At 70.8% G+C, this 24,374-nt stretch carries 24 protein-coding genes and 1 tRNA gene; 11 read left to right on the top strand and 14 right to left on the bottom strand.

From position 1 onward, the window contains the following. The first annotated feature begins 20 nt into the window (after positions 1–20). From C6376_RS05960 to C6376_RS05990, 7 genes are all read left to right on the top strand, one after another. Complete coding sequence (locus tag C6376_RS05960) at positions 21–2,132, top strand: ATP-binding protein (protein ID WP_107442449.1); 2,112 nt, start codon at positions 21–23, stop codon at positions 2,130–2,132. Positions 2,133–2,336: 204 nt separating this feature from the next. Next, a complete protein-coding gene (locus tag C6376_RS05965) occupies positions 2,337–2,804 on the top strand; it encodes a hypothetical protein (protein WP_107442451.1) in 468 nt (155 codons plus the stop codon). Between the two features lie 87 nt (positions 2,805–2,891). After that, positions 2,892–3,800, top strand: coding sequence for a bifunctional DNA primase/polymerase (locus C6376_RS05970; RefSeq protein WP_107442452.1), 909 nt, complete (start codon positions 2,892–2,894; stop codon positions 3,798–3,800). Then, on the top strand, positions 3,797–4,189 hold the full coding sequence (locus C6376_RS05975) for a hypothetical protein (RefSeq protein WP_173985589.1): 393 nt from the start codon (positions 3,797–3,799) through the stop codon (positions 4,187–4,189). Before C6376_RS05970 ends, C6376_RS05975 begins: the two co-directional genes overlap by 4 nt. Continuing rightward, positions 4,186–5,334, top strand: coding sequence for a DUF3631 domain-containing protein (locus tag C6376_RS05980; protein WP_107442455.1), 1,149 nt, complete (start codon positions 4,186–4,188; stop codon positions 5,332–5,334). The genes C6376_RS05975 and C6376_RS05980 overlap by 4 nt, the downstream gene beginning before the upstream one ends. A 183-nt stretch (positions 5,335–5,517) precedes the next feature. After that, positions 5,518–5,706 (top strand): AlpA family transcriptional regulator, encoded by a 189-nt coding sequence (locus C6376_RS05985; RefSeq protein WP_107442457.1) that lies wholly within the window; start codon positions 5,518–5,520, stop codon positions 5,704–5,706. A 61-nt stretch (positions 5,707–5,767) separates the two neighbouring features. After that, positions 5,768–7,147 carry a tyrosine-type recombinase/integrase gene (locus C6376_RS05990; RefSeq protein WP_107442458.1) on the top strand — a complete coding sequence of 460 codons (1,380 nt, stop codon included), beginning with the start codon at positions 5,768–5,770 and terminating at the stop codon, positions 7,145–7,147. 174 nt (positions 7,148–7,321) lie between these two features. Here the strand turns inward: C6376_RS05990 and C6376_RS05995 are convergent. After that, positions 7,322–7,403 (bottom strand) — tRNA-Tyr (locus tag C6376_RS05995). Positions 7,404–7,629: 226 nt separating this feature from the next. Between C6376_RS05995 and C6376_RS06000 the strand changes: the two genes are divergently transcribed. Further along, the gene (locus C6376_RS06000) at positions 7,630–8,118 is read left to right on the top strand and encodes a YajQ family cyclic di-GMP-binding protein (RefSeq protein WP_057584707.1); all 489 of its coding nucleotides are present in this window, start codon (positions 7,630–7,632) and stop codon (positions 8,116–8,118) included. Between the two features lie 66 nt (positions 8,119–8,184). Here the strand turns inward: C6376_RS06000 and C6376_RS06005 are convergent, their stop codons facing one another. From C6376_RS06005 to C6376_RS06065, 13 genes are all read right to left on the bottom strand, one after another. Then, positions 8,185–8,451 carry a GlsB/YeaQ/YmgE family stress response membrane protein gene (locus C6376_RS06005; protein ID WP_107448796.1) on the bottom strand — a complete coding sequence of 89 codons (267 nt, stop codon included), beginning with the start codon at positions 8,449–8,451 and terminating at the stop codon, positions 8,185–8,187. A 257-nt stretch (positions 8,452–8,708) separates the two neighbouring features. Beyond that, positions 8,709–9,101, bottom strand: a complete 393-nt coding sequence (locus C6376_RS06010) for a YccF domain-containing protein (RefSeq protein ID WP_107442460.1) — start codon at positions 9,099–9,101, stop codon at positions 8,709–8,711. Next, entirely contained in the window at positions 9,098–9,961 is an 864-nt protein-coding gene (htpX, locus tag C6376_RS06015; protein WP_107442461.1) for a zinc metalloprotease HtpX, read from the bottom strand. Before htpX ends, C6376_RS06010 begins: the two co-directional genes overlap by 4 nt. A 202-nt stretch (positions 9,962–10,163) precedes the next feature. Next, complete coding sequence (locus C6376_RS06020; RefSeq protein WP_107442464.1) at positions 10,164–11,693, bottom strand: NADH-quinone oxidoreductase subunit N; 1,530 nt, start codon at positions 11,691–11,693, stop codon at positions 10,164–10,166. Continuing rightward, positions 11,690–13,264: a NuoM family protein gene (locus C6376_RS06025; protein WP_107442465.1), complete on the bottom strand. Its 1,575-nt coding sequence runs from the start codon at positions 13,262–13,264 to the stop codon at positions 11,690–11,692. The genes C6376_RS06020 and C6376_RS06025 overlap by 4 nt, the downstream gene beginning before the upstream one ends. A gap of 6 nt (positions 13,265–13,270) precedes the next feature. Continuing rightward, entirely contained in the window at positions 13,271–15,265 is a 1,995-nt protein-coding gene (locus tag C6376_RS06030) for an NADH-quinone oxidoreductase subunit L (RefSeq protein ID WP_107442466.1), read from the bottom strand. Continuing rightward, positions 15,262–15,663 carry an NADH-quinone oxidoreductase subunit NuoK gene (gene nuoK / locus C6376_RS06035; protein ID WP_107442467.1) on the bottom strand — a complete coding sequence of 134 codons (402 nt, stop codon included), beginning with the start codon at positions 15,661–15,663 and terminating at the stop codon, positions 15,262–15,264. The genes C6376_RS06030 and nuoK overlap by 4 nt, the downstream gene beginning before the upstream one ends. After that, on the bottom strand, positions 15,663–16,340 hold the full coding sequence (locus C6376_RS06040) for an NADH-quinone oxidoreductase subunit J (protein ID WP_107442468.1): 678 nt from the start codon (positions 16,338–16,340) through the stop codon (positions 15,663–15,665). The genes nuoK and C6376_RS06040 overlap by 1 nt, the downstream gene beginning before the upstream one ends. Further along, positions 16,337–16,903 (bottom strand): 4Fe-4S binding protein, encoded by a 567-nt coding sequence (locus C6376_RS06045; RefSeq protein ID WP_107448797.1) that lies wholly within the window; start codon positions 16,901–16,903, stop codon positions 16,337–16,339. Before C6376_RS06045 ends, C6376_RS06040 begins: the two co-directional genes overlap by 4 nt. A gap of 122 nt (positions 16,904–17,025) precedes the next feature. Next, positions 17,026–17,994, bottom strand: a complete 969-nt coding sequence (locus C6376_RS06050) for a complex I subunit 1 family protein (protein WP_107442469.1) — start codon at positions 17,992–17,994, stop codon at positions 17,026–17,028. Next, on the bottom strand, positions 17,991–19,163 hold the full coding sequence (locus C6376_RS06055) for an NADH-quinone oxidoreductase subunit C (protein WP_107442470.1): 1,173 nt from the start codon (positions 19,161–19,163) through the stop codon (positions 17,991–17,993). Before C6376_RS06055 ends, C6376_RS06050 begins: the two co-directional genes overlap by 4 nt. After that, complete coding sequence (locus C6376_RS06060) at positions 19,160–19,828, bottom strand: NADH-quinone oxidoreductase subunit B (RefSeq protein WP_107442471.1); 669 nt, start codon at positions 19,826–19,828, stop codon at positions 19,160–19,162. The genes C6376_RS06055 and C6376_RS06060 overlap by 4 nt, the downstream gene beginning before the upstream one ends. Beyond that, entirely contained in the window at positions 19,819–20,226 is a 408-nt protein-coding gene (locus tag C6376_RS06065; RefSeq protein ID WP_107442472.1) for an NADH-quinone oxidoreductase subunit A, read from the bottom strand. The genes C6376_RS06060 and C6376_RS06065 overlap by 10 nt, the downstream gene beginning before the upstream one ends. A gap of 200 nt (positions 20,227–20,426) precedes the next feature. On the opposite strand from C6376_RS06065, the gene C6376_RS06070 reads away from it, so the two are divergent. The 3 genes from C6376_RS06070 (at position 20,427) to C6376_RS06080 (ending at position 24,292) form a co-directional block, all read left to right on the top strand. Further along, positions 20,427–21,650 (top strand): sensor histidine kinase, encoded by a 1,224-nt coding sequence (locus C6376_RS06070; protein WP_107442473.1) that lies wholly within the window; start codon positions 20,427–20,429, stop codon positions 21,648–21,650. Between the two features lie 134 nt (positions 21,651–21,784). Then, positions 21,785–23,236, top strand: coding sequence for a sensor histidine kinase (locus C6376_RS06075; RefSeq protein WP_107442474.1), 1,452 nt, complete (start codon positions 21,785–21,787; stop codon positions 23,234–23,236). Between the two features lie 396 nt (positions 23,237–23,632). Beyond that, positions 23,633–24,292 (top strand): response regulator transcription factor, encoded by a 660-nt coding sequence (locus C6376_RS06080; protein WP_301554740.1) that lies wholly within the window; start codon positions 23,633–23,635, stop codon positions 24,290–24,292. Positions 24,293–24,374: the final 82 nt, after the last annotated feature.

Here is a 24,374-nt window from a genome sequence, read left to right on the forward strand (position 1 = left end):
GGTGTTGAGGAGACTTCCGCATGTCCGAAAACGTCGTTCACCTGCACAAGAACACCACCCCCGCCGCGCCGACCGTGACCACGCTGACGGTGGTGCCCGACCCGGCACCGTCGTCACCCGTGCCGCTGTGGGTGCGTTCCGGGCGCGCCGTGAAGACGGCCGTCACGCACGAGCGCACGAAGACGACCGCCCGCACGGTCGCCCGGCACAGCCTCTACGTGATGGGCGGGGCGCGGATCGTGGCCCGTCGCACGTGGGACGGGCGTACCGCCGCCCGCTACGAACGGATGCTTCGTGCGGCGGAAGCCGCAGGGAACTACGAGGCCGCTGCCGAGTGGGAGGAGCGCGGGCAGCGCTACCGCGAGGCTCGCCACCGCCGGCGCATGGATCTGCTGCACTCGCCGCTGGACGCGGCCAAGGGCGCGCTGGTCGGCACCGGCATGGGCATCGGCGGTCTGGTCGCACTCGGGGTGGTACTGGCGATCGCGAACAAGGACGTCACCGACGTCGTCACGCCGATCATGGCCGTCATCAAGGCAATCGACCTGCTCATCACCATCGTTCAGGTGGCGTGGGGCCCGGCCGTCACCCTGGGCCCGTTCCTGGCCCTGCTCGCCCTGTGGGCGGTCGGCAGCAAGCAGCAGGCCGCCCCCGCGTGGGCGATGCCCGCCACCGTCCGCAACGACGAGGGCGAGCCGATCACCCCGTCCATCGTGGTCAAGGCCCTGCGCGACCTCGGGGTGCCGGCGCTGCGCAACGCGATCAAAGAGATGGGCGACGCTGGCGCGTCCATGCTCGGGCCGATCCGGATTGCCGGGTGCGGCGTCGAGGTTGACGTCACCCTCCCGTCCGGGGTAGCGACGAACGAAGTGCAGGGCAAGCGCCGCAAGTTGGCCGAGAATCTGACCCGGCATGAGCACGAGGTGTTCGTCACGATCCCGCAGGCCGCGCGGACGGTGCGGCTGTGGGTCGCCGATTCCGGCGCGCTGGACGAGCCGATCGGCCCGTCCCCGCTGGTCACCGACGAGACCATGACCGCCGACTACGCCAAGGGTCGCGCCCCCTGGGGGCAGGACCTGCGCGGCGATGCCGCGAGCTTGAGCCTGTATCAGCGACACCTGCTCATCACGGGGTTGTCCAACCAGGGCAAGACCGTCGCCCTGCGCTCCCTCGCCCTGTGGGTGGCGCTGGACCGGTCGGTGCAGTTCCTCATGGGCGACCTCAAGGGCGTGGGTGACTGGGCCATGTTCGACGGCCTCGCCGCGACCCTCATCCAGGGGCCGACGGATGAGCACGTCATGCAGGTCACTCAGATGGTCGAGGGCGCGGTGGAGGAGATGAACCGCCGCATTCAGGCCCCGCCCGGCACCACGTTCCCGCCGCTGATCGTGGTGGTCGACGAGGCGCAGGTGGCGTTCATGTGCCCAGCCGTGGACGAGGACAAGCGGCCGTACGGCGGATCCAAGGCCACGTCCCGCTACTTCATGGCCGTCCGTAAAATCCACAACCAAGGCCGGGCCGTCAACGTCCTGATGTGGCAGGGCACCCAGGACCCCACCGACCAGAACCTTCCCAAGCTGGTCCGCGAGGGCGCCCACACCCGCGCCTCCCTCGCGCTCGGCACCGAGCAGCAAGCCCGCATGGCACTCGGGGACAAGGCCGTCGACGGCGGAGCCGCGCCGAACATGCTCCGCCCCGGCCTGGACAAGGGAACGCTGGTCGTCGCCTCCGACGGCATCAAGGTCCCGGTCGGGCAGGCGTCCATCACGGTCCGCACGCACTACATCGACGACGACGCGGCCACGGCCATCACCGACCGGGCCAAGGCCCTGCGCGACGGCGTCACCACCCTGCACGCCGTCGAGCGCGGCGAGGACCGCGACCCTCTCGCCGACATCCTCACCGTCCTCGGCGACGCCTCCCGCGTCCTGACCGCCGACGTCCTCAAGCGCCTCACGACGCTGAACGCAGACGCCTACGGCCGGTGGACGCCCGGCGACCTCAAGCGCGTCCTGGAGGACGCCGGCGCGGAGCCCTACAAGTCCGACGGCCGCATGGTCGTCGGCCGCGACCGCGTCGCCCGCGCCCTCGCCAACCAGAGTGACCAGGGTTCCGCTTCCGCCGACGGATGACGGGGAGGCGACCCCGCCCCGGGCAGGGAGGCAGGGAGAACTCCCTGAACCCCTCCCTGCCCCGCCTCCCTGGCCCTGACCTGCACTGATGATCTCCCAGGGAGGCAGGGAGGCCCGCAGGTCAACACCCTTGAAACCCCCTCCGCAACGCTCCCGGCAGGGGGTGTGTCCGCCTCCCTCACTCAGCACCGGAAGGGATTCCGCATGTACCCCGAGCACGCCCCCGACCCGCCCGTTGCCCGGGCCGTCGAAGTCCACTCGCCCACCCCCCTCACCCTCGCCGTGCCGTACGCGGCACCCCTCGTGCCCGTGCAGCCCGGCACCCTCCCGGCCGTGGCAAGCGTCGTCCTCCCGGACGGCCGGATCGTCACCGGCTACGCCGTCAGCCCCGCGCAGCCCGAACCGGTCGCCACCCGACCGGCCGTGTCCCAGACGGCGGTGAACGTCGCCCTCGGCGGCGTCGGATTCCTCGCCGTGTGCGGCGGCCTGCTGCTGCTCACCACGTTCATCACCGCACTCACCGCGCTCATCACCCAGCTCATCACCCTCGCCGCCGTCGTCTTCGGCGGATGGATCGCCGTGCAGATCTTCAGTGGACGTGGACATGGCGAGGGTGGCACGACGGTCAACATCCGCAGGGCCGTCATCAAGCGCAACCGCTTCTACCAGTAGCTATGCCAAGGGCGGCCCCCCATTCCGCCAAGAACCGGGGCCGCCCTTGCCCAACCAGCACCCTTCACAGGACTGGAGACCTTCAGCATGACCCATGACGCACAGTCCGCGCTGCTCCGCGCAGCGCTGAACGCCATCGAACGCGGATGGCACGTCTTCCCTCTGCGTCCCGGCACCAAGCGGCCCGCCCTCCACGGCGAGGCCTCCTGCCCCGGCACCGGACCCTGCGCCGACGGACACCGCAAGTGGGAGGAGCGCGCCACGACCGACCCCGACCGCATCCGCGCGACCTGGTCGCACGGCCCGTTCAACGTCGGTATCGCCACCGGCCCCTCGGGGCTGCTGGTCGTCGACCTCGACGTGCGGAAGGACAAAGGCAGTTCGGACGCGCCTGACGGCGCGGCAATCTTCGGGGCGCTCTGCGAGCGCGCCGGACACCCCGTCCCCGCCACCTACCGCATCCGGACCGCGAGCGGCGGAACGCACCTGTACTTCACCGCCCCGACCGGGGTAAGGCTGGCCAACACAGCGGGGACCGTGGGCGAGTTGGTCGACACGCGGGCATGGGGCGGATACGTCGTCGCCGCCGGTTCCGTCACCCCCGCCGGACCGTACGAGCCGCTGTGCGGCACTGAGGCGGCCCCACTGCCCGGATGGCTGCACGGCATCCTCAAGCCCGCCCCCAAGGCCTCTCAGGCCTCTTTGGTGTCCCTGCAGGGGCAATCCGGCCGATATGCGGACGTCGCCCTTGCCGCCGAGACGCGGAGCGTCGCCACTGCCCAACTTGGGGCGCGCGAGTCGACGTTGTTCCGCGCGGCGCGCGCACTCGGGCGGTTCGTCGCATGGGGCGACCTCCCCCGGCACACGGTCGAGCAGGCTCTTCAGGAGGCGGGGGAGGCGGCCGGACTCACCGTTGCCGAGTGCCGCTCCACCCTGCGCAGCGCTCTCAACTGGTCGATCGCCCACAACCAGCGGCGCAGGGGAGCGACGGCATGAGCACACCTGCACGCCCCCCTCTGAAGAGCATCACCCCCAACCCCGCCCGACCGGACGTCGCTCCACAGCCTGTGGGCACGACGGCCGTAGGCGGGCCGAAGGCCGCCGCCCGTCAGGGCGTCCCCATTGCTCTTGGCACTGACCCGACGCCCGACCGGCCCGGTATCCGCATCTACGCCCCGCCGGTCTACCGCCACCCCTACGACGGAGCCCGCTGGTCCAAGCGCTACGGCGACACCCCCACCGCCGCCTACGCCTGCCCCTGCGGCCACACCGCCACCGCCACCGGCCAACAGGCCGTCGCCGACCTGGTCGCCGACTACGCGGCCCACAAGCACTTCTGCACCGGCACCCCCGCCGCGCTCACCGAACGGAGGACCGCCGCATGACCGAGCCCGCCATCGACGGCGCTGCGCTGCTCGACGAAGTCGAAGCCTTCCACCGCCGCTTCAACGTCTTCCCCACCGACGCCGCCTTCGTCGCCGTCGCCCTGTGGGACGCGCACGCGCACCTGCTCGACTGTTTCGACTCCACCCCGCGCATCGCGTTCCTGTCCCCCGAGCCGGGGTCGGGCAAGACCCGCGCGCTGGAGATCGTGGAAACCCTCGTGCCGCAGCCCATGACGGCCGTCAACGCCTCCGCCGCCGCCCTGTTCCGGTCCGTCTCCGGACCCGGCGGCAAACCCACGATCCTGTTCGACGAGATCGACACCGTCTTCGGCCCCAAGGCCGGGGACAACGAGGAACTGCGCGGATTCCTCAACGCCGGACACCGCCGCACCGGCGTCACCTACCGGTGCATCGGCGACGGCGGCAACCAGACCGTTCAGGCCTTCCCTTCGTACTGCGCCGTCGCGGTCGCCGGACTCGGCTCGCTGCCCGACACGATCCTGACCCGCTCCGTCATCATCCGCATGCGCCGCCGGGCCAGGAACGAGACGGTGGAGCCCTTCCGGGCCCGCATCCACGAGGCGGAAGGCCACAAGCTCCGCGACCGGCTCGCCGCATGGGCCGAGCAGACCCGGGAGTTCGTCATGGGGGCCTGGCCGGCCATGCCCGACGGAGTCGCCGACCGGCCGGCCGACGTGTGGGAACCCCTGCTCGCCATCGCCGACGCGGCCGGCGGAGCCTGGCCCGACCGCGCCCGGCAAGCCTGCCTGACCCTGGTCAAAGCCTCCCGCGCCAACGACAAAGGCAGCATGGGCGTGCGGCTGCTGACCGACCTGCGCGACCACGTCATGGTCGGCATCGACCGCCTGCCCACCGTCGCCATCCTCGACCGGCTCAACGCCCTCGACGACGCCCCATGGGCCGACCTCGGCGGCAAACCGCTCGACAACCGGCGTCTGTCGAAGATGCTCGCCGAGTACATGACGGCCGACAACGAGCCGATCGCCTCCCGCAACATCAAGGCCGCCAGCAGCGTCCTCAAGGGCTACTACGCGGCCGATCTGTGGGACGCATGGGCCCGCTACTGCCCCCCACCCCCGGAAAGTCCGCTACCTCCGCTACCCGGCATGCAAAACGCTGCCTGACCAGCAGTTACGGGGTAGCGGCAAGCGTCGGAACTTGCCGCTACCCCGCCGCTACCCATCCGCTACCGCTACCCCTTCCCGCTACCTCGAACAGGCCCCTGACCTGCACGGTAGCGGCGGTAGCGGAAGTAGCGGCCCTCAGAGGTACCCCCTACCCCTGGAGCCCGAGAAGGAGTCGTCGCCTTGGCCCGCCCCAAGATGCTCAAGCTCCCCGAAGTCCTCGAAGAGATCGAGATGAGCCGCGCCGCCTTCTACCGCATGCGCGCCCGGGGCAAGGCCCCGAAGCTCATCAAGCTCCCCAACGGTCAGCTCCGCTGCCGCCGCACCGACCTCGACGCGTGGTGGTCGTCCATGGAAGACGTCGCCGCCTGACCACCTCCCGCACACACGAGACACGAGGGGCCCGCTGCCGGCGGGCCCCTCTGGAGTTCATATGGCACTGACCTACGACGTTCGCCTCTACTCCACCGAGGTTCGCAAGGATCGCCCGAAGCCCTACCGTCTGCGCTGGCTGGTCGGAGAGCGGAAGCACTCGAAGAGCTACACACTCAAGGTCCAGGCCGAGGGGCGCCGCTCGGAACTCATGTCTGCCGTGCGGCGCGGCGACCAGTTCGACGAGGAAACGGGCCTGCCCGTCTCCGAGCTGCGCGCCAAACAGGGCTCCATCACCTGGTACGAGCACAGCCGTGCCTACATCGACCGCAAGTGGGCGCTGGCCCCGGCGAAGTCGCGGAAGAACTACGCCGATGCGCTGGCAACCATCACTCCCGCACTCGTGAAGACCAAGAAAGGGATGCCTGACACTGCTCTATTGCGGCGTGCGCTGTACGGGTGGGCGTACAACCGGAACCGCTGGAACGAGACCCCGCCGGACGACGTGGCCCGCGCCCTCGCCTGGGTCTCCAAGCACTCCATGCCGGTCACGGCACTGGAGGATCCGGCGACCGTACGTCGGGCCCTGGACGCACTGTCCCTGCGGCTGGACGGGAAGGAGGCTGCGCCGCGCACGGCCAAGCGCAAGCGGGCCTGCTTGAGCGACGTCCTCGGGCTCGCCGTGGAAGAGCAGTACTTCACCATGCCGGTCAACCCGATCACGGCCGTGAAGTGGACCGCCCCGAAGTCTGTGGAAGCCGTGGACCCGGAGAGCGTTGCCAACCCCCGCCAAGTCCGCGCGCTGCTCGCCGGCGTGCGAGAGCAGGGCCCGCGCGGGCGGCACCTGGAAGCGTTCTTCGGATGCCTGTACTACGCGGCCATGCGTCCCGCCGAGGTCGCCGGATTGCGCGTGAGCCAGTGCCACCTTCCGGAGACGGGATGGGGGATGCTCACCCTGCGCCAAGGGGTGGTCCGGGCCGGACGAAGTTGGACCGACGACGGGACGGCTCACGAGTTGCGCCATCTCAAGGCCCGTGCGAAGAACGACTCCCGTCCGGTTCCGATCCCGCCGCACTTCGTCCGCCTACTGCGGCAGCACATCGCCATGCACGGCACGGCACCCGATGGCCGGCTCTTTCGGACGAACCGCAATGGCCTGCTACAAGAGACCGGCTACGGGGAGGTGTGGGCCAAGGCCCGAAAGGACGTGCTGAACGAGGCGGAAACGGCCTCACTGCTGGCCCGGCGTCCCTACGACCTTCGGCACGCCGGCGTTTCGTTCTGGCTCAGTTCTGGCGTGGACGCCATGGAGTGCGCCCGACGTGCTGGGCACAGCATCGCGGTACTGCACACGGTGTACGCCAAGGTGCTCGACCAGACGCGGGAGCACGCGAACAGCCGAATCGACGCCGCTCTTCGGGAGTGGAACGAACCGGAGTGACCATGCTCACCCCCGGGGGACACCTGGGGGACACGCACTGATCAAAGGTGGGATACGGGCGGTACGAGGTGAGACACGTCCACGCCCCGTCCACAGCCAATCGAACGAGGAGGGCCAACGAGAAACCCCCTCTGACCAGGTAAGTAACCTGATCAGAGGGGGTCTCACTCAGCGTGGCGGCGCCAGGATTCGAACCTGGGAAGGCTGAGCCGGCAGATTTACAGTCTGCTCCCTTTGGCCGCTCGGGCACACCGCCGGGTTTGCCGCCTGTTCGAACCGCTTTTCGGCGGTGCTCCCTGGCAACGACGTAAACGATACCCGATGCGCAGGGGTGCTTCGCCACCTGATTCCGCGCCGCCCGGAGGGGGCGGGGTGGCTAGGCTTGTGCGGATGCGACCCGGGATCACGCCGGGCTCGGCGGTCACCCCGACGTGCGCCGATACGCACCCTGACACGCACCCCGATACAAGGAGCCACAGGACATGGCCGACTCCAGTTTCGACATCGTCTCGAAGGTCGAGCGGCAGGAGGTCGACAACGCCCTCAACCAGGCCGCCAAGGAGATCTCGCAGCGCTACGACTTCAAGGGCGTGGGCGCCTCGATCTCGTGGTCCGGTGAGAAGATCCTCATGGAGGCGAACTCCGAGGACCGGGTGAACGCTGTCCTCGACGTCTTCCAGTCCAAGCTGATCAAGCGCGGCATCTCGCTGAAGGCGCTGGACGCGGGCGAGCCGCAGCTTTCCGGCAAGGAGTACAAGCTCTTCGCGGACATCAAGGAGGGCATCTCCCAGGAGAACGCGAAGAAGGTCGCGAAGCTCATCCGTGACGAGGGCCCCAAGGGCGTGAAGGCCCAGGTACAGGGCGAGGAGCTGCGGGTCAGCTCGAAGAGTCGCGACGACCTGCAGACCGTCATCACCCTGCTCAAGGGCCAGGACTTCGACTTCGCGCTGCAGTTCGTGAACTACCGGTAACCGACCGTGGGGCAAGGGTGGACGCGGGTCGGCGTCCACCCTTGCGCTCGGTGGGCGGCTGTGGACTCAGTCGCGTGAGTTGCCGAACAGCAGGCGGTAGGCGATCAGGAGCACGAGCGATCCGCCGATCGCGGCGGCCCAGGTGGCGCCGTCGTAGAAGTCCTTGGCGATGGGATGGTCCAGCCAGCGGGCCGAGATCCAGCCGCCGATGAACGCGCCCGCGACACCGATCAGGGTCGTGCCGACGAAACCGCCCGGGTCGCGCCCTGGCAGCAGGACCTTGGCGATGACTCCGGCCAACAACCCCAGGATGATCCAGCTGATGATGCTCATGCCCTGAACCTGCCCTTCCGTGCTGTGCCCGTACTGTCCGGGCACTGTGATGTCGGTCGCCCGGACGGGCTGCGCGCTCTCCGGCACGACCCGTGTCCTTCGTCGCACGCGGGTCCGTGCCGTGCTGATCGGAGGGACGCATGACGGCGACCCTGCGGTTCCGGCACCGGTGGGCCGGGGCGACCCGCCCCCGGCGACGGCGAACAGCGCGCCGACGTGGTCAGCGCGGTCAGCGGTCAGCGGTCAGCGGTCAGCGGTCAGCGTGAGGCGAACGGCTGGTCGGTGGACACGATTTCGCGGCCCAGCGGGAACAGCGAGACCGGGATCAGCTTGAAGTTCGCGATGCCGAACGGGATGCCGATGACGGTCAGGCACAGGAGGAAACCGGTGACGATGTGGCCGAGGGCCAGCCACCAGCCGGCGAGCACCAGCCACAGCACGTTGCCCAGGCACGAGGGCGCGCCGGCGTCACGCCGCTCGACGGTCGTGTAGCCGAAGGGCCAGAGCGCGAAGACGCCGATACGGAACGCGGCGACGCCGAAGGGGATGCCGATCACCGTGATGCAGAGCAGTACTCCTGCGAGCAGGTAACCGAGGAACAGCCAGAAGCCGCTCAGGATCAGCCAGATGACGTTCAGGATGGTCTTCACTGGGGGCGACCTGCCATTTTCTCGAGCCGGGCGATTCGCTCCGCCATCGGCGGGTGCGTCGAGAACATCTTGGAGAGTCCCTGGCCCGGGCGGAAGGGGTTCGCGATCATCATGTGGCTCGCGGTCTCGATACGGGGCTCCGGCGGAAGCGGAAGCTGCTTGGTGCCCGTCTCCAGCTTGCGCAGGGCGCTCGCGAGCGCCAGGGGGTCCCCGGTGAGCTGGGCGCCCGAGGAGTCCGCCTGGTACTCCCGGGAGCGGCTGATGGCGAGTTGGATGAGGCCGGCGGCGAGCGGCCCGAGGATCATGATCAGGAGCATGCCCAGAATGCCGGGGCCGTCGTCGTCGTCGGAGCGGCCGACCGGGATGAGCCAGGCGAAGTTGACCAGGAACATGATCACGGAGGCGAGCGCGCCGGCGACCGAGGAGATCAGGATGTCGCGGTTGTAGACGTGGCTGAGCTCGTGGCCGATGACGCCACGCAGTTCGCGCTCGTCGAGGAGGCGCAGGATGCCTTCGGTGCAGCACACGGCGGCGTTGCGCGGATTGCGGCCGGTCGCGAAGGCGTTGGGCGCCTCTGTCGGGGAGATGTACAGGCGGGGCATGGGTTGCCGGGCCTGGGTGGAGAGCTCGCGGACCATCCGGTATAGGGACGGGGCCTCGAACTCGCTCACGGGGCGGGCGCGCATCGCGCGTAGAGCCAGCTTGTCGCTGTTCCAGTACGCGTACGCGTTGGTACCGAGCGCGACCAGGACCGCGACGACGAGCCCCGTGCGGCCGAAGAAGCTGCCGATGACGATGATGAGTGCCGACAGCCCCCCGAGGAGTACTGCGGTCCTGAGCCCGTTGTGCCGGCGGTGCACGGTACGCCCTCCAAGTCGTGCAGCAGGGGAACCCTTTGCCTGCGGATCTTCCTGTTCTCCGGTGGCACTGGTGCCGTGATGTCACCTCCAGTGCACCCTCCCGTACTGGTCAACGCCAGGCGGGAGGCACTAGTTCCCTTGTGCGCGCGGGCAGGGGTGTGGGCCGTCCGGGTGAGGACGGGGGCCGCACGCGCGCGTGGGATCAGAACAGACCGGTGTCGGCGAAGCGCAGGACCAGCTGGGGCGCTCCGGAGAGGGCGATGCCGACGGCCGCGGTGAGGGCGATCGCGGCGGTGAGGGGGGCGGGGACACGGTGCTTCTCGGCTTCGCCCTCACGCGCGCGGAACAGCAGTGCCGTCCACTGGAGGTAGTAGTACAGGGCGATGACCACGTTGACGGCCATGACGACGGCGAGCCAGCCGAGTCCGGCGTCGACGGCCGCCGAGAAGACGGTGACCTTCGCGAAGAGGCCGATGACGCCCGGCGGCAGTCCGGCGAGGCAGAGCAGGAAGAAGGCCAGCAGGAGGGCGGTCAGGGGGTTTCTGGCATAGAGGCCGCGGTAGTCGGTGAGCCGGTTCGCCGTGCTGGTCCGTCCCACGAGGGCGGCCACCGCGAAGGCGCCGAGGTTCACCGCGGCGTACATGAGGGCGTACGCGACGGTGGAGCCGACTGCGTGCTCGGCGTCGTCGGAGTACGCGGCGGCGGCGATCGGCACGAGGAGGTAACCGGCCTGGCCCACGGAGGACCAGGCGAGGAGGCGTACGGCGCTGTACGCGCGCGTGGCCTGCTGGCGGAGCGCGCCGACGTTGCCGACGGTCATGGTGAGGGCGGCGAGGGCGGCCAGGGCGGGGCCCCAGACGTCGGCGTACGACGGGAAGCCGACGACGGTGACGAGGATGAGGCCGGAGAAGCCCACGGCCTTGCCGACGACCGACAGGTAGGCGGCGATGGGCAGGGGGGCTCCGACGTAGGTGTCGGGGACCCAGAAGTGGAAGGGGACGGCGGCGGTCTTGAAGGCGAAGCCGACGAGGGTGAGGACGACACCGGTCTGGGCCAGGGTGTGCAGCTGGCCGTCGACGCGCTGGATGCGGTCGGCGACCTGGGTGAGGTACAGGGTGCCGGTCGTCGCGTACACGAAGCTGATGCCCAGGAGGCTGATCGCGGTCGCCGTCACGGACGACAGGAAGAACTTGAGGGCGGCCTCGGAGGACTTGCGGTCGCCGTGCCGGATGCCGACGAGGGCGAAGGCCGGCAGGGAGGCGACCTCCAGGGCGACGACCAGGGTGGCCAGGTCACGGGAGGCGGGCAGCAGGGCGGCGCCGGCGGCGGAGGACAGCAGCAGGAACCAGAACTCGCCCTCGGGAAGGCGCCCGCGCGCGTCCTTGAGAGCGGTGACCGACAGCAGGGCCGCCAGCAGCGCTCCCCCGAACACGAGGAACTGGACGACCAGGGTGAAGTGGTCTGCCGTGTAGCTGCACGCGCGCGTGTCTCCGGTCAGGCAGAAGGTGGCGCGGTCGCCGTCCAGGAGGGGCAGGAGGAGGGCCGTCGAGGCGGCGAGGCCGGCGACCGAGAACCAGCCCAGCAGCGGCTTGCGCGCCTCGCCGACGAAGAGGTCGGCGACGAGGACGACCAGGGCGACGACCGCCGCGAGGGTGGGCGGTGCGATGGCCGGCCAGTCGACGGACTGGACCACGGACTCGGCCAGGGCCTGGGGGTGGGCCACGGGGCTCATCGGGTGCCTCCTGCGAGGAGCTGCTGCACGGCCGGGTCGGTGAGGCCGAGGAGTGCCTTCGGCCACAGGCCGGCGACGACGGTGAGGGCGACGAGTGGTGTCCAGGCCACGAACTCGTAGGTCTGCACGTCGGCGAGGCGCGGGGCGCCCTGCCGGACCGTGCCCATGCAGACCCGCCGGACCACGACGAGCAGGTAGGCGGCCGTCAGCAGGGTGCCGAAGGCGCCGATCGCCGTGAACACGAGGAACGCGGGGCGGCTGAGACCTTCGGCCGGGTCGAACGCGCCGAACAGGGCGAGCATCTCGCCCCAGAACCCGGCGAGACCGGGAAGGCCGAGCGAGGCTACGGCGGCGAAGGCGAGGAGGCCGCCGAGGCGGGGGGTCCTGCCGTACAGGGCTGCGCCGGTCTGCTCGGCGAGGGTGTCCAGGTCGGTGGTGCCGGTGCGGTCCTTCAGCGCTCCGACCAGGAAGAAGAGGAGGCCGGTGATGAGGCCGTGGGCGATGTTGGCGAACAGGGCGCCGTTCACGCCGGTCGGCGTCATGGTCGCGATGCCGAGGAGGACGAAGCCCATGTGGCCGACGGACGAGTAGGCGATCAGGCGCTTGAGGTCGCCCTTCGCTCCCTGCTGGGCGAGGGCCAGGCAGGCCAGCGACCCGTAGATGATCCCGACGACGGCGAAGGCGGCGAGGTAGGGCGCGAAGACGCGGAAGCCGTCCGGCGCGACCGGCAGCAGGATGCGGACGACCCCGTACGTGCCCATCTTCAGCATCACGCCCGCCAGCAGGACCGAGCCGACGGTCGGGGCGGCGGTGTGGGCGTCCGGCAGCCAGCTGTGCAAAGGCCACATCGGGGTCTTGACGGCGAGCCCGAGCCCGATCGCGAGAACGGCGATGACCTGCACGGATGTGGTCAGCGACCGGCCGTTGTCAGTGGCGAGTGCCACCATGTCGAAAGTGCCCGCCTTGATTCCGATCAGGAGCAGGCCGAGCAGCATGACCACGGACCCGAGCAGTGTGAAGAGGATGAACTTCCAGGCCGCCCGGGTCCGGCCGGCACCGCCCCAGCGGGCGATGAGGAAGTACATCGGGATGAGCACGGTCTCGAAGGCGAGGAAGAACAGCAGCAGGTCGAGGACGGCGAAGGTCGCGAGGGTGCCGGACTCGAGCACGAGCACCAGGGCGACGAACGCCTTGGGTGAGGGACCCGCGGGCAGCTTGAAGTAGGAGTAGAGGGCGCAGAGGAAGGTCAGCAGCGCGGTCAGGACCAACAGGGGGAGAGAGATGCCGTCGATGCCGAGGTGGATGCGCACGTCGAGTGCGGGGATCCAGCTGATGTCCGTGGTGGCCTGCATCTTCGACGGCTGGTCGTGGTCGAAGCCGGCCGCGAGGGCGATCGCGGCGACGAGAATCACGCCGGTCACGGTCACGCCGTGCCGGAGCACGGCCTGCTCAGGCGACTTCCCCTTCAGCCCGGGCGGGGCGGGCAGCAGTGCGGCGGCTGCGCCGAGGAGCGGGCCGACCACGACGAACGCCAGAAGAACCTGCATCACGGACTCGTTGATAGGGATCACGCCTGCTCACGCTCCCGAGGCGACGAGAAGGGCGGCGACCGCCAGGACGACGGTGCCGGCGAGCAGCGCGCTCACATAGGTCTGGACGTTGCCGGTCTGGGCGCGCCGTACGGCGAACCCCAGCCAGCGGGGCAGTGCGCCCGCACCGCGGACGTAGGTCTCGACGACCTCGCGATCGAGGAAGCGGACGAGCCGCGCGCCGGCCTGCACGGGGCGCACGAACAGCACGTCGTACAGCGCGTCGAGGTGGAAGCCGACAGCCGCGTGGCGGTGCAGCGGGCCGAGCAGGAGTCGCCCGGGATCCGCCGGGTCGGGGGCGGAGGCGATATCGCCGTAGGCGGGTGCGTGCGATGCGATGGCTTCGGCCTCGACCTGCGCCGCGTCGGCCTCCGGGTGCGCGGCCACCGCGCCCAGGGGTGTGCGGGCGGCGAGCCCGGCGAGGTGCCGCCAGGCGGCGAACGTGGCGAGTCCGCCCACCAGAGCCAGGCCGGTGCCCACTACGGAGGTGGTGAGGGTCGGGGTCAGGTCGTCGCCGTCGAACCAGTCGGGGAGCGTGCGGTAGGCGAGCGCGCCCAGGGCGAGGGAGGGCACCGCCAGCACCCACAGCACCACCGTCATGGTCAGCGGCTGGCGGCCGTGATCGGGTGCTTCGGCTCCCTGTCCGCGGAAAGTCAGCAGCCACAGACGGGCCGCGTAGGCGGCGGTGAGGAGGGCGGCGAGCAGCCCGGCGACGAGGACGACCCAGCCGGCGGCGCCGGGGATGTGCCCGCTGTGGCCGGTGGTCGCGTGCTCGGCCGCGCCGAGGACCGACTCCTTGGAGAAGAAGCCGCTGAACGGCGGGATCGCGGCGAGCGCGAGGAGCGCCACGGTCATCGTCCAGTAGGCGTCGGGGACACGGTCGCGCAGGTGGCTCATGCGGGACATGGCGGCCAGCGAGTTGGTGCCGGCGGCGTGGATGACCACGCCGGCCGCGAGGAACAGCAGCGCCTTGAAGGCGCCGTGCGAGAGGAGGTGGAAGACGGCGGCGCTCCGGTCGCCGACGGCGAGGGCGCCCGTCATGTAGCCGAGCTGGCCGATCGTCGAGTAGGCGAGGACGCGCTTGATGTCGTCCTGGGCGAGCGCGGCCAGGCCGGATCCGACCATCGTGACGCCGGCCATCACGGCGAGCACGACCATCGCGGCCGCCGAGGCCTCGAAGACCGGAAGGAGACGCGCGACGAAGTAGACGCCGGCGGCGACCATCGTCGCGGCGTGGATCAGCGCGGAGACGGGTGTGGGGCCGGCCATCGCGTCGGGGAGCCAGGTGTGCAGGGGGAACTGCGCGGACTTCCCGGCCACGCCCGCGAGGAGCAGCAGGGCGACGACGGTCGGATGGTCGAGTCCGCCGTGCGCGACGGCGCCGAGGACCTTCGTGATGCGGAAGGAGCCGGCGTCGGTGGCGAGGGCGAACAGGCCGATGAGGAAGGGGACGTCGCCGAGCTTGGTGACCAGGAAGGCCTTGATGGAGGCGGCGCGGGCCTCCGGGGTCTCCCAGTAGTGGCCGACGAGGAAGTAGGAGCAGATGCCCATGACCTCCCAGCCGACCAGCAGCACGATCAGGTCGCCGGAGTAGACGACCAACAGCATCGCGGAGGTGAAGAGGGAGACCAGCGCGGCGTACGAGGCGTAGCGCGGGTCGTCGCGCAGGTAGCCGGTCGAGTAGGTCTGCACGCAGGTGGCCACGAGAGCGACCAGGACGGCGACGAGGGCGGCGAATCCGTCGATGTGCAGGGCGAGTTCGATCGGGACCGAACCGGTGGGAGTCAGTTCGGTGGCCGCGTCGACGGCTGCGTCTCCGCCCTGACGCACCGCGACGGCCGCGGCCAGCGCGAGCGCGGCGAGAGTCGGCAGGACCGCGAGCGGGCGGACGAAGCCGGGCGCGGTTCGGCCCAGGAGCAGGCCGGCGGCTGCGCCGAGGAACGGAAGGAGGGGGACGAGGACGGCGAGGGTGGTCGTGGTCACGCGGTGGCCTCAGCCTTCTCGGCGGCCGGTCCGGTCGCGGGGGTTTCGCCGTCGGAGCCGTCGGCGGCGGGAGTCTCGTGGCCCTCGGCGGTGTCACGGAGCCGGTCGATGTCGGCGGTGCCGCGGTTGCGGTGGACGGCGAGGACGATCGCCAGACCGATGCCGATCTCGGCCGCGGCGATGGCGATGGTGAACAGGGTCAGGGCCTGACCGGAGTGCAGGGTCTCCTCGGCGGTCCTGCTGAGCCAGACGTCGAACGCGACCAGGTTGAGGTTGACGGCGTTGAGCATCAGCTCGACCGACATCAGGACCAGGATCGCGTTGCGGCGGGCGAGGACGCCGTACAGGCCGGTGCAGAAGAGGAGGGCGGAGAGGACGGCGGGATAGGCGAGGTGCATCAGCGGGCGCCTTCCTGCTCGGCCGGGTTCTGCCGGGCGTCCGGGACGGTGGGAGAACCCTCGGATTTTCCGGAACCGTCCGTGACGGGTCGGGAACCATCGGTGACGGTCCGGGCGTTCGGAGGGGGAGAGCTCGAATCGGCTTTCGCCTTGCGGGACAGGACGATCGCGCCGACCAGCGCCGCGAGGAGGAGGACGGAGAGGGCCTCGAAGGGGAGGACCCAGTTCTGGAAGAGGCTCGCGCCGGTGACCTCGGTCGAACCGGCGGCCGGGCCGTCCAGCTCGATCCAGGTGGCACGGAAGGCGTCGACGACCACCCAGACGAGGGCGGCGGCCGCGGCGACGGCGACCGTGAGCGCGACCCATCGGTTGGCGGAGTCCGCGTCCGGCGAGCGGCCGATGGGGGCCTTGGTGAGCATCAGACCGAAGAGGAGGAGCACGACGACGGAACCGACGTAGATGAGGACCTGCACCCAGGCGATGAACTCGGCGGTGAGCAGGAGGTATTCGACGGCCAGTCCGCCGAGGGCGACCACGAGCCACAGGGCCGCGTGCACCAGCTGCCTCGTGGTGACGGTGACGAGGGCGGCGCCGAAGGTGACCAGTCCGACGAGAACGAAGGCGATCTCGACGCCGGTCGGGGAGAGGAAGCCCTGCGGGGCCTCGGCGAGGGTCACGTGTCTCCTCCCTCGGGCTCGGCGGACTTCGGTCCGGTGGACTCGGGTCCGGTGGGTTCGGGTCCGGTGGGTTCGGGTCCGGTGGACTCGGCTCGGGTGGCCGCGGCCAGCTTCTCGGCCGTCTTGCGGGCGGCCGCGATCTCCTTCGGCTCCTCGGCTGCCGGGTCGAGAGCCGGTGGGGCCGGCACGGTCCACATCCACTCGCGGAGCTTGTCGCGCTCGTGGGTGAGCTCGTGGATGTCGGTCTCGGCGTACTCGAACTCCGGGGACCAGAACAGCGCGTCGAAAGGACAGACCTCGATGCAGATACCGCAGTACATGCAGAGCGAGAAGTCGATGGCGAAGCGGTCGAGCACGTTGCGGCTGCGTTCGCGTCCGCCGGGAGCGGCGGGCGGCACCGTCTCCTTGTGGGAGTCGATGTAGATGCACCAGTCGGGGCACTCGCGGGCGCACAGCATGCAGACCGTGCAGTTCTCCTCGAACAGTCCGATGACCCCGCGGGTGCGGGGCGGGAGTTCCGGCTGGGCGTCCGGGTACTGCTGGGTGACGGTCTTCCGCGTCATCGTGCGGAGGGTGACGGCCAGGCCCTTGGCGAGGCCGCTGCCGGGGATCGACAGACGGGGCCGCGCGGAGGGAGCCGCCGGGGCCGCCGCGGTGTGGTGGTCGGGTGACGGGCGGGACATGGCTACTGGATCACCACCTTGACGATGCCGGTGAGGGCGATCTGGGCGAGAGAAAGAGGGACGAGCAGGGTCCAGGAGAACTTCTGCAGCTGGTCCTCGCGCAGGCGGGGGTAGGTGACGCGCAGCCAGATGACGACGAAGGCGAGGACGGCGGTCTTGAGCAGGGTCCAGACCCAGCCGAGGCCGTCGGCGCCCCAGGGGCCGTGCCAGCCGCCCAGGAAGAGGACGGTGGTCAGCCCGCACAGGACGACGATTCCGGCGTACTCGGCGAGGAGGAAGAGAGCGAAACGCAGGCCGGTGTACTCGGTGTACGCACCGAAGATGATCTCCGAGTCGGCGACCGGCATGTCGAAGGGAGGGCGCTGCAGTTCGGCCAGACCGGCGATGAAGAAGACGACCGCTCCGGTGATCTGCCAGGGCAGCCACCACCACTCGAACGCGTTGACGATGCCGGGCAGGGAGACCGTTCCGGCCGCCATCGCCACCGAGGCGGCGGTGAGCAGCATCGGCAGTTCGTATGCGAGCAGCTGAGCGGCGGTGCGCAGACCGCCGAGAAGGGAGAACTTGTTGGCGCTGGCCCAGCCGGCCATGAGGGAGCCGAGCACGCCGACGCCCATCACGGCGAGGACGAAGAAGATCCCCGCGTCCAGGACCTGCCCCACGGCGCCCTCGCCCGGGCCGATGGGGATGGCGAGGAGGACCAGCAGATACGGCAGGAGGGCCACGGCCGGCGCGAGCTGGAAGATGCGGCGGTCCGCGCCCGCGGGGACGATGTCCTCCTTCTGCGCGAACTTCACGCCGTCCGCGACGAGCTGGGCCCAGCCGTGGAAACCGCCCGCGTACATCGGGCCCAGGCGGCCCTGCATATGGGCCATCACCTTGTGCTCGGTCTGACCGACGATCAGGGGGAAGGTGAGGAAGACGACGAAGACGACCAGGAGTCGCAGGGCGACGTCGAGAGCGTCGTTCACTGCGGGCCTCCTGCGGGGTCGTCATCGGGGCCGGGATGCGCGGAGCCGGGACGCTCCGGACGCGGGCGCTCCGGACGCGGAGGTTCGGGGTTCGGGTCGGCTGCGGACTCGTCGTTCGCCTGCGGCCTTGGCGCGGCCGACGGCTCCTCGCCCGACTGCGGCCTCGGTTCGGCCGACGGCTCCTCGCCCGACTGCGGGGCGTCGAAGGCCGGGCGGGCGTGGTGCCAGGGGGCGTCGGCCGAGCGGGGGGCCGTGGAGGGGCTGGCCGGGGGGTCGGAGGGGGCCGCCGGGGGCTGGGGGCGCTGGGAGGCCGAGCCCTGGGAGGCGCTGCGGGCGCGGCGCGGTCCCGCCGGCGTGCCCTGGGTCGCGGGAATCGGGGTGGCGGCGGTGGGCGGTGGCGTCGCAGGCGGCGTGGGTGCCGTTCCGGGGGCGTCGGCGGAGTCGGAGGCCGTCGTCGGCGGTGCGGGGGCCGGGGGCGGTGTCGCCGTCGGGGCCGTCTGGCTGGACGAGCCCTGTGAAGCGGTGCGGGCGCGGCGGACGGGGCGGTCGCCTGCCGCACGGGTGGCCGGGGTTCGGGCGGGGCGGGCCGGGGCCAGGGGGAGCTGACCCTTCAGGGGTCCCCACTCGTTGGGGTCGGGGACGCCCGGGGGAAGCATCTGCCGGCGCTTGGGACCGCCGTGCTCGGACTCGCCGGGCTCCTTCGCGCCGGGCCAGGCCTTGGCGACGCGGGCTGCCAGGACGAAGTCCTTGCGCAGGGGGTGGCCTTCGAAGGTCTCGGGAAGGAGGAGGTGGTCGAGTGCGGGGTGGCCCTCGAAGGCGACGCCGAACATTTCGTGCGTCTCGCGTTCGTGCCAGGCGGCCCCCGCGTAGACGTCCACGGCGGAGGCGAGGGCCGCAGCGTCGTGCGGGATCGTCGTGCGCACCAGCAGGCGGCGCACCGGGGACAGGGCCACGACGTGCGCGGAGACGCGGAAGCCGGTGCCGGGTTCGTCGACGGCGCTCAGCCAGTCGAAGTAGGTGCAGGACAGCCGGTCGCGGGCCACGCGCAGGGCGGCGGTCCAGGAGGCCGGGGGGACGTCCACGGTCAGGACGTCGTAGGACTCCTCGGCTGTGGCGTCCGGGCCGAAGAGGTCCTCGGCGGGGGCGGGGAGCCACCCGGTCGTGGTCATCGGTCCTCCTCGGCCGGCTCCGTCGGTGACGCCGGAGGGCGTACCAGGCCGCTCTGCAGGGCCGCGGCCGAGGGACGCGAGGGGGCCGGGCGGGCGGCGGACGTGGCGTAGCGCTCGTCGAGGGACTCGCGCGCGATCTTCTCCTGGAGTTTGAGGATGCCCTGGAGGAGTGCTTCCGGGCGGGGCGGGCAGCCCGGCACGTAGACGTCCACGGGGATGATCTGGTCGACGCCCTTGGTCACCGAGTACGAGTCCCAGTAGGGGCCGCCGCAGTTGCTGCACGCGCCGAAGGAGATGACGTACTTCGGCTCGGGCATCTGCTCGTAGAGGCGCTTCACGGCGGGGGCCATCTTGTCCGTGACCGTGCCGGAGACGATCATCAGATCGGCCTGGCGCGGACCCGGCGCGAAGGGGATGACGCCGAGGCGGATGAAGTCGTGGCGGGCCATCGATGCGGCAATGAACTCGATCGCACAGCAGGCGAGGCCGAAGTTGAAGACCCAGAGCGAGTAGCGGCGGCCCCAGTTGAGGATCACCTTCATCGGCTCGGGGGCGAGCCGGGCCAGTGTGCCGAGCCGCTTCGGCTCGGGCAGCAGGACGGGCTCGGCGGCCGCCTGCTCCGGCGTGGCCGGCCGGGGCGCGTTCGGTTCCGGCGTCACGCCCATGTCAGGACGCCCTTCTTGTATGCGTACAGCAGGCCCACGGTGAGGAAGCCGAGGAAGACGAACATCTCGACGAGCGTGGTCGTGCCGTAACCGGGGGCGGCGAAGACCGTCGCCCAGGGAAAGAGGAAGATCGAGTCGACCGCGAAGATCACGTAGAGGAAGGCGTAGACGTAGTAGCGGACCTGGGTGTGGGCCCAGCCCTCGCCGACGGGGTCGACTCCGCACTCGTACGTCAGAAGCTTCTCCGGGGTGGGGACCACCGGTCGCAGCAGGCGTCCCGCGCCGAAGGCGACGGCGACGAACAGCACGCCGACGACGGCGAGCAGCCCGACGACGGAGTAGGACTGGAAGTAGTCGGCCGCAAAGTCCGCCGCGACATCGACGGTCGGTTCCCGCACGTCCGTCCCCTCGCTCCCTGACCTCAGCCTCTTCGACGGCAGGCCGGTTCGACGATCTGTACGCACGGGAGTCTAGGCCCTGATAAAGAGACGGTAAGCAGCCCGTCACAGGTCGGGACGTGAGGCGGGGGTTTTCCCCCGGTAGCGGAAGGCGGCAGACCTCATGGCGCGGGGTCGGGCGGGGCGGCAGGCTGACCCCTATGACCGCTTCCACCAGCCCTTCCGCCGTCCCTTCGGGCTCCTCCGGACCCCCGGGCGCGGGGCACGACGACGACCGTCTGCCTCCGGTCCGTCTCGCGTTCGATCCGCAGACGTGGCGGGAGATCGCCCATCTGCTGACCAATCTGCCGATGGCGTTGGTCGGGTTCACCTATGTGATGGCGGTGATCGTCACGGGGACCGCGATGACCGTCACGGTGGTGGGGTTCCCGTTGCTCGCGCTCGGGCTGGGCGGGGCGCGGCTGATGGGCCGGTTCGAACGGGCGCGGGCGCGCAGGCTGCTCGGGGTGCGGATCGACGAGCCGAGCCCGCTGCCGCTGGGCAGGGCGGGCGGCCTTCTGCAGCGGATGTGGCTGGTGTTGAAGGACCCCGTGGCTTGGCGGACGGTGCTGTACGACCTGATCCGGCTGCCCTGGGGCGTTGTGACGTTCAGCGTGGTGGTGCCCTCGCTGTTCGTGCTGTGGCCGGTGCTGCCGTTCCTGGCGCGCGGGCTCACCAACGCGGACCGGGCGATGGTGCGGGGTCTGCTCTCCCCCTCCGACGAGCTGGAGCGGCGCATCGCGGAGCTGGAGTCCGACCGCGGGGTCGTGGTCGACACGGCGGCCGCCGATCTGCGGCGCATCGAGCGCGATCTGCACGACGGGGCGCAGGCCCGGCTGGTGAACCTCGCGATGGGGCTGGGTCTGGCCAAGGAGAAACTGCTGGAGGGTCAGGCCGACGACGTCGTGGCGGCGATGGTGGAGGAGGCGCACGGCGAGGTGAAGCTGGCGCTGCAGGAGCTGCGGGACCTGGCGCGCGGCATCCACCCGGCCGTCCTGACCGACCGCGGTCTGGACGCAGCGCTGTCCTCGGTGGCCTCGCGCTGCACGGTGCCGGTGAAGGTGACCGCCGACCTGACGAGCAGGCCGGCGCAGGCCATCGAGGGCATCGCCTACTTCACCGTCTCGGAGCTGCTGCAGAACGTCAGCAAGCACAGCGGGGCCCGGTCGGCCTCGGTCGACGTGTGGCGGACGGACGACCGGCTGCTCATCCAGGTGTCGGACGACGGCAGGGGCGGCGCGCGGCTCGACGGCGGATCGGGGATGCGGGGGCTCGCGGAACGGCTGGACGCGGTCGACGGGCTCTTCGTCGTGGAGTCGCCGGAGGGGGGTCCCACAACAGTGACCGCGGAGCTCCCCTGGCGGGATCGGGGCGGGAAGCCGTGACCGCGCGGGGTGGGGAAAACCCCCCTCCGGAAAGGCCTACGGACTCCATGGTCCGCGCGGCGGCCGCCGAGGAGGCTGGGAGGCAGGGATCGACAGCCGCGCGATGAGCGGGACGAGCAGAACGGACGACGCCGATGACCACGCAGTACGACCAGTACGGGCAGCACGGGCAGCACGGGCGGCAGGACCGGTACGGGCGACGGTACGACGGGTACGCGGGGCGCGACGTGAACGGGCGCGACGGGCGCGGGGACGGGTATGGGGGCGAGGCGGGGCACCGGGCCAGGGAGCACCGGCGTCTGCTTCCGGCGGGACTGCGTGAGCCGCTCACCGCGCGTCACTGGCGGGAGCTCGTGTACGTCCTGCTGAGCCTGCCCGTCAGCATCGTGCTGTTCACCTTCGCGGTGACGACGGTGTCGCTGGGAGCGGGCCTGCTGGTGACGTTCCTCGGCATCCCGGTGCTGGCTGCGGGCCTGACGGCGTGCCGGGGCTTCGGGGCACTGGAGCGGGGCCGGGCGCGCGGGCTGCTCGGTCTGGAGGTGGCCGACCCGGAGCCGCTGCGGCCGCGCGGAAGCGGTGCGATGGCCTGGATGGCGGCCGTCCTCAAGAGCGGCACGTCCTGGCGGAACGCCCTGTACGCGGTGCTGCACATGCCGTGGGCGGTGTTCTCGTTCGGCGTCACCGTGGCAGTGTGGTCGGCCGGCTGGAGCATGCTGACGTATCCGCTGTGGTTCTGGGTCTTCCCGATGTACGGCGGTCAGGGCGGCATCCAGCTCTACGGCGACCAGCACCACAGCGTCTACCTCGACAACCCGTTCGAGATCGCCGTGACGGCGCTGGTGGGACTGCTGATCACGTTGGCCACGCCGTGGATCGTGCGGGCGCTGACGACGGTGGACCGCCTGCTGGTGCACGGGCTGCTGGGACCGTCGTCGCTGGGCGCGCGGGTGGTGGAGCTGGAGTCCGACCGCGGGGTCGTGGTGGACACGGCGGCCGCCGATCTGCGGCGCATCGAGCGCGATCTGCACGACGGGGCGCAGGCCCGGCTGGTGGCACTGGCGATGGATCTCGGGATGGCGAAGGAGAAGCTGCGGGACGACCCGCAGACGGCGGCGCGAATGGTCGGCGAGGCGCACGGCGAGGTGAAGACGGCGTTGCAGGAGCTGCGGGACCTGGCGCGCGGCATCCACCCGGCCGTCCTGACCGACCGCGGTCTGGACGCGGCGCTGTCCTCGGTGGCCTCGCGCTGCACGGTGCCGGTGAAGGTGGACGTGGACCTGGCCGAGCGGCCGGCTCCGGCGATCGAGGGCATCGCCTACTTCACCGTCTCGGAGCTGCTGCAGAACGTCAGCAAGCACAGCGGGGCCCGGTCGGCCTCGGTCGACGTGTGGCGGACGGACGACCGGCTGTTGTTGCAGGTGGCGGACGACGGCGTGGGTGGAGCGGATGCCTCCGGCGGGGGGTCGGGGCTGGCCGGGCTCGCCGGTCGGCTGGACTCGGTGGACGGGATCCTCGTCGTGGACTCGCCGGTGGGCGGCCCCACCCGGATCACCGCGGAACTGCCCTGGCGGGGCGGCCAGGTCTGAGACCTTCGGCCCGCGGCCCTCGCCTCCCCCTCCCCGGTCTCCTGTCCCCCGGCTAGGGGCCCTCTCCTCCCGTCACCCTTCTCCCGGCCCCCCTCCCATCGCCGGCCCCCCGTCCCCGGACCCCTCCTCCTGTCACCCTTCTCCCGGCCGCCCCTCCCATCGCCCGGCCCCCGGTCCCCGTCCCCCTCCTCCCGTCACTCGGCCCCCCGTCACTCGCCCCCCGGCCCCCTCTCGTCGCCTCGACCGGCGGCTGAAAGGCGATGGGCCGGGGCCGATTTCACGTCGTCCTCCAGCCGGGCCCGACTCCTGCCGGGTAGAGACGAGCCTGTTGCTGAAATGCTTGACTGGTTCGACCGACGGGTGGACGGCTGGGGGCCGAGGATCGTGGAGGACAGGGTGCGGGTGGTCATCGCCGAGGATTCGGTGCTGTTGCGGGAGGGACTGACCCGGTTGCTCACCGACCGGGGACATGACGTGGTCGCGGGGGTCGGCGACGCCGAGGCCCTGGTCAAGACGATCACCGAACTGGACGGCGAGGGCGCGCTGCCCGATGTCGTCGTCGCGGACGTGCGGATGCCGCCGACCCATACGGACGAAGGCGTGCGGGCAGCCGTCCAACTGCGCAAGGCGCACCCCGGACTCGGCGTGCTGGTGCTGTCACAGTACGTGGAGGAGAGGTACGCCACCGAACTGCTGGCCGGTTCGAGTCGAGGGGTCGGATATCTCCTCAAGGACCGCGTGGCCGAGGTGCGGGAGTTCGTGGACGCCGTGGTGCGGGTCGCCGAGGGCGGCACGGCGCTGGACCCGGAGGTCGTGGCGCAACTGCTCGGGCGGAGCCGGAAGCAGGACGTGCTGGCCGGGCTCACTCCGCGGGAGCGGGAGGTCCTCGGCCTGATGGCCGAGGGGCGTACGAACTCGGCGGTCGCCCGGCAGCTGGTCGTCAGCGACGGAGCCGTCGAGAAGCACGTCAGCAATATCTTCCTGAAGCTCGGCCTGTCTCCGAGTGACGGAGATCACCGCCGGGTACTGGCAGTTCTCACTTACCTGAATTCATAAACAGATGGCACTGTGCCGTCCGTCGGGTGAGGAAATCAGAGGGGGGAACTCGGAGGAAGCGGCGGAGAAACACCACAGAACC

The organism is Streptomyces sp. P3, from assembly GCF_003032475.1.
Classification (GTDB): domain Bacteria; phylum Actinomycetota; class Actinomycetes; order Streptomycetales; family Streptomycetaceae; genus Streptomyces.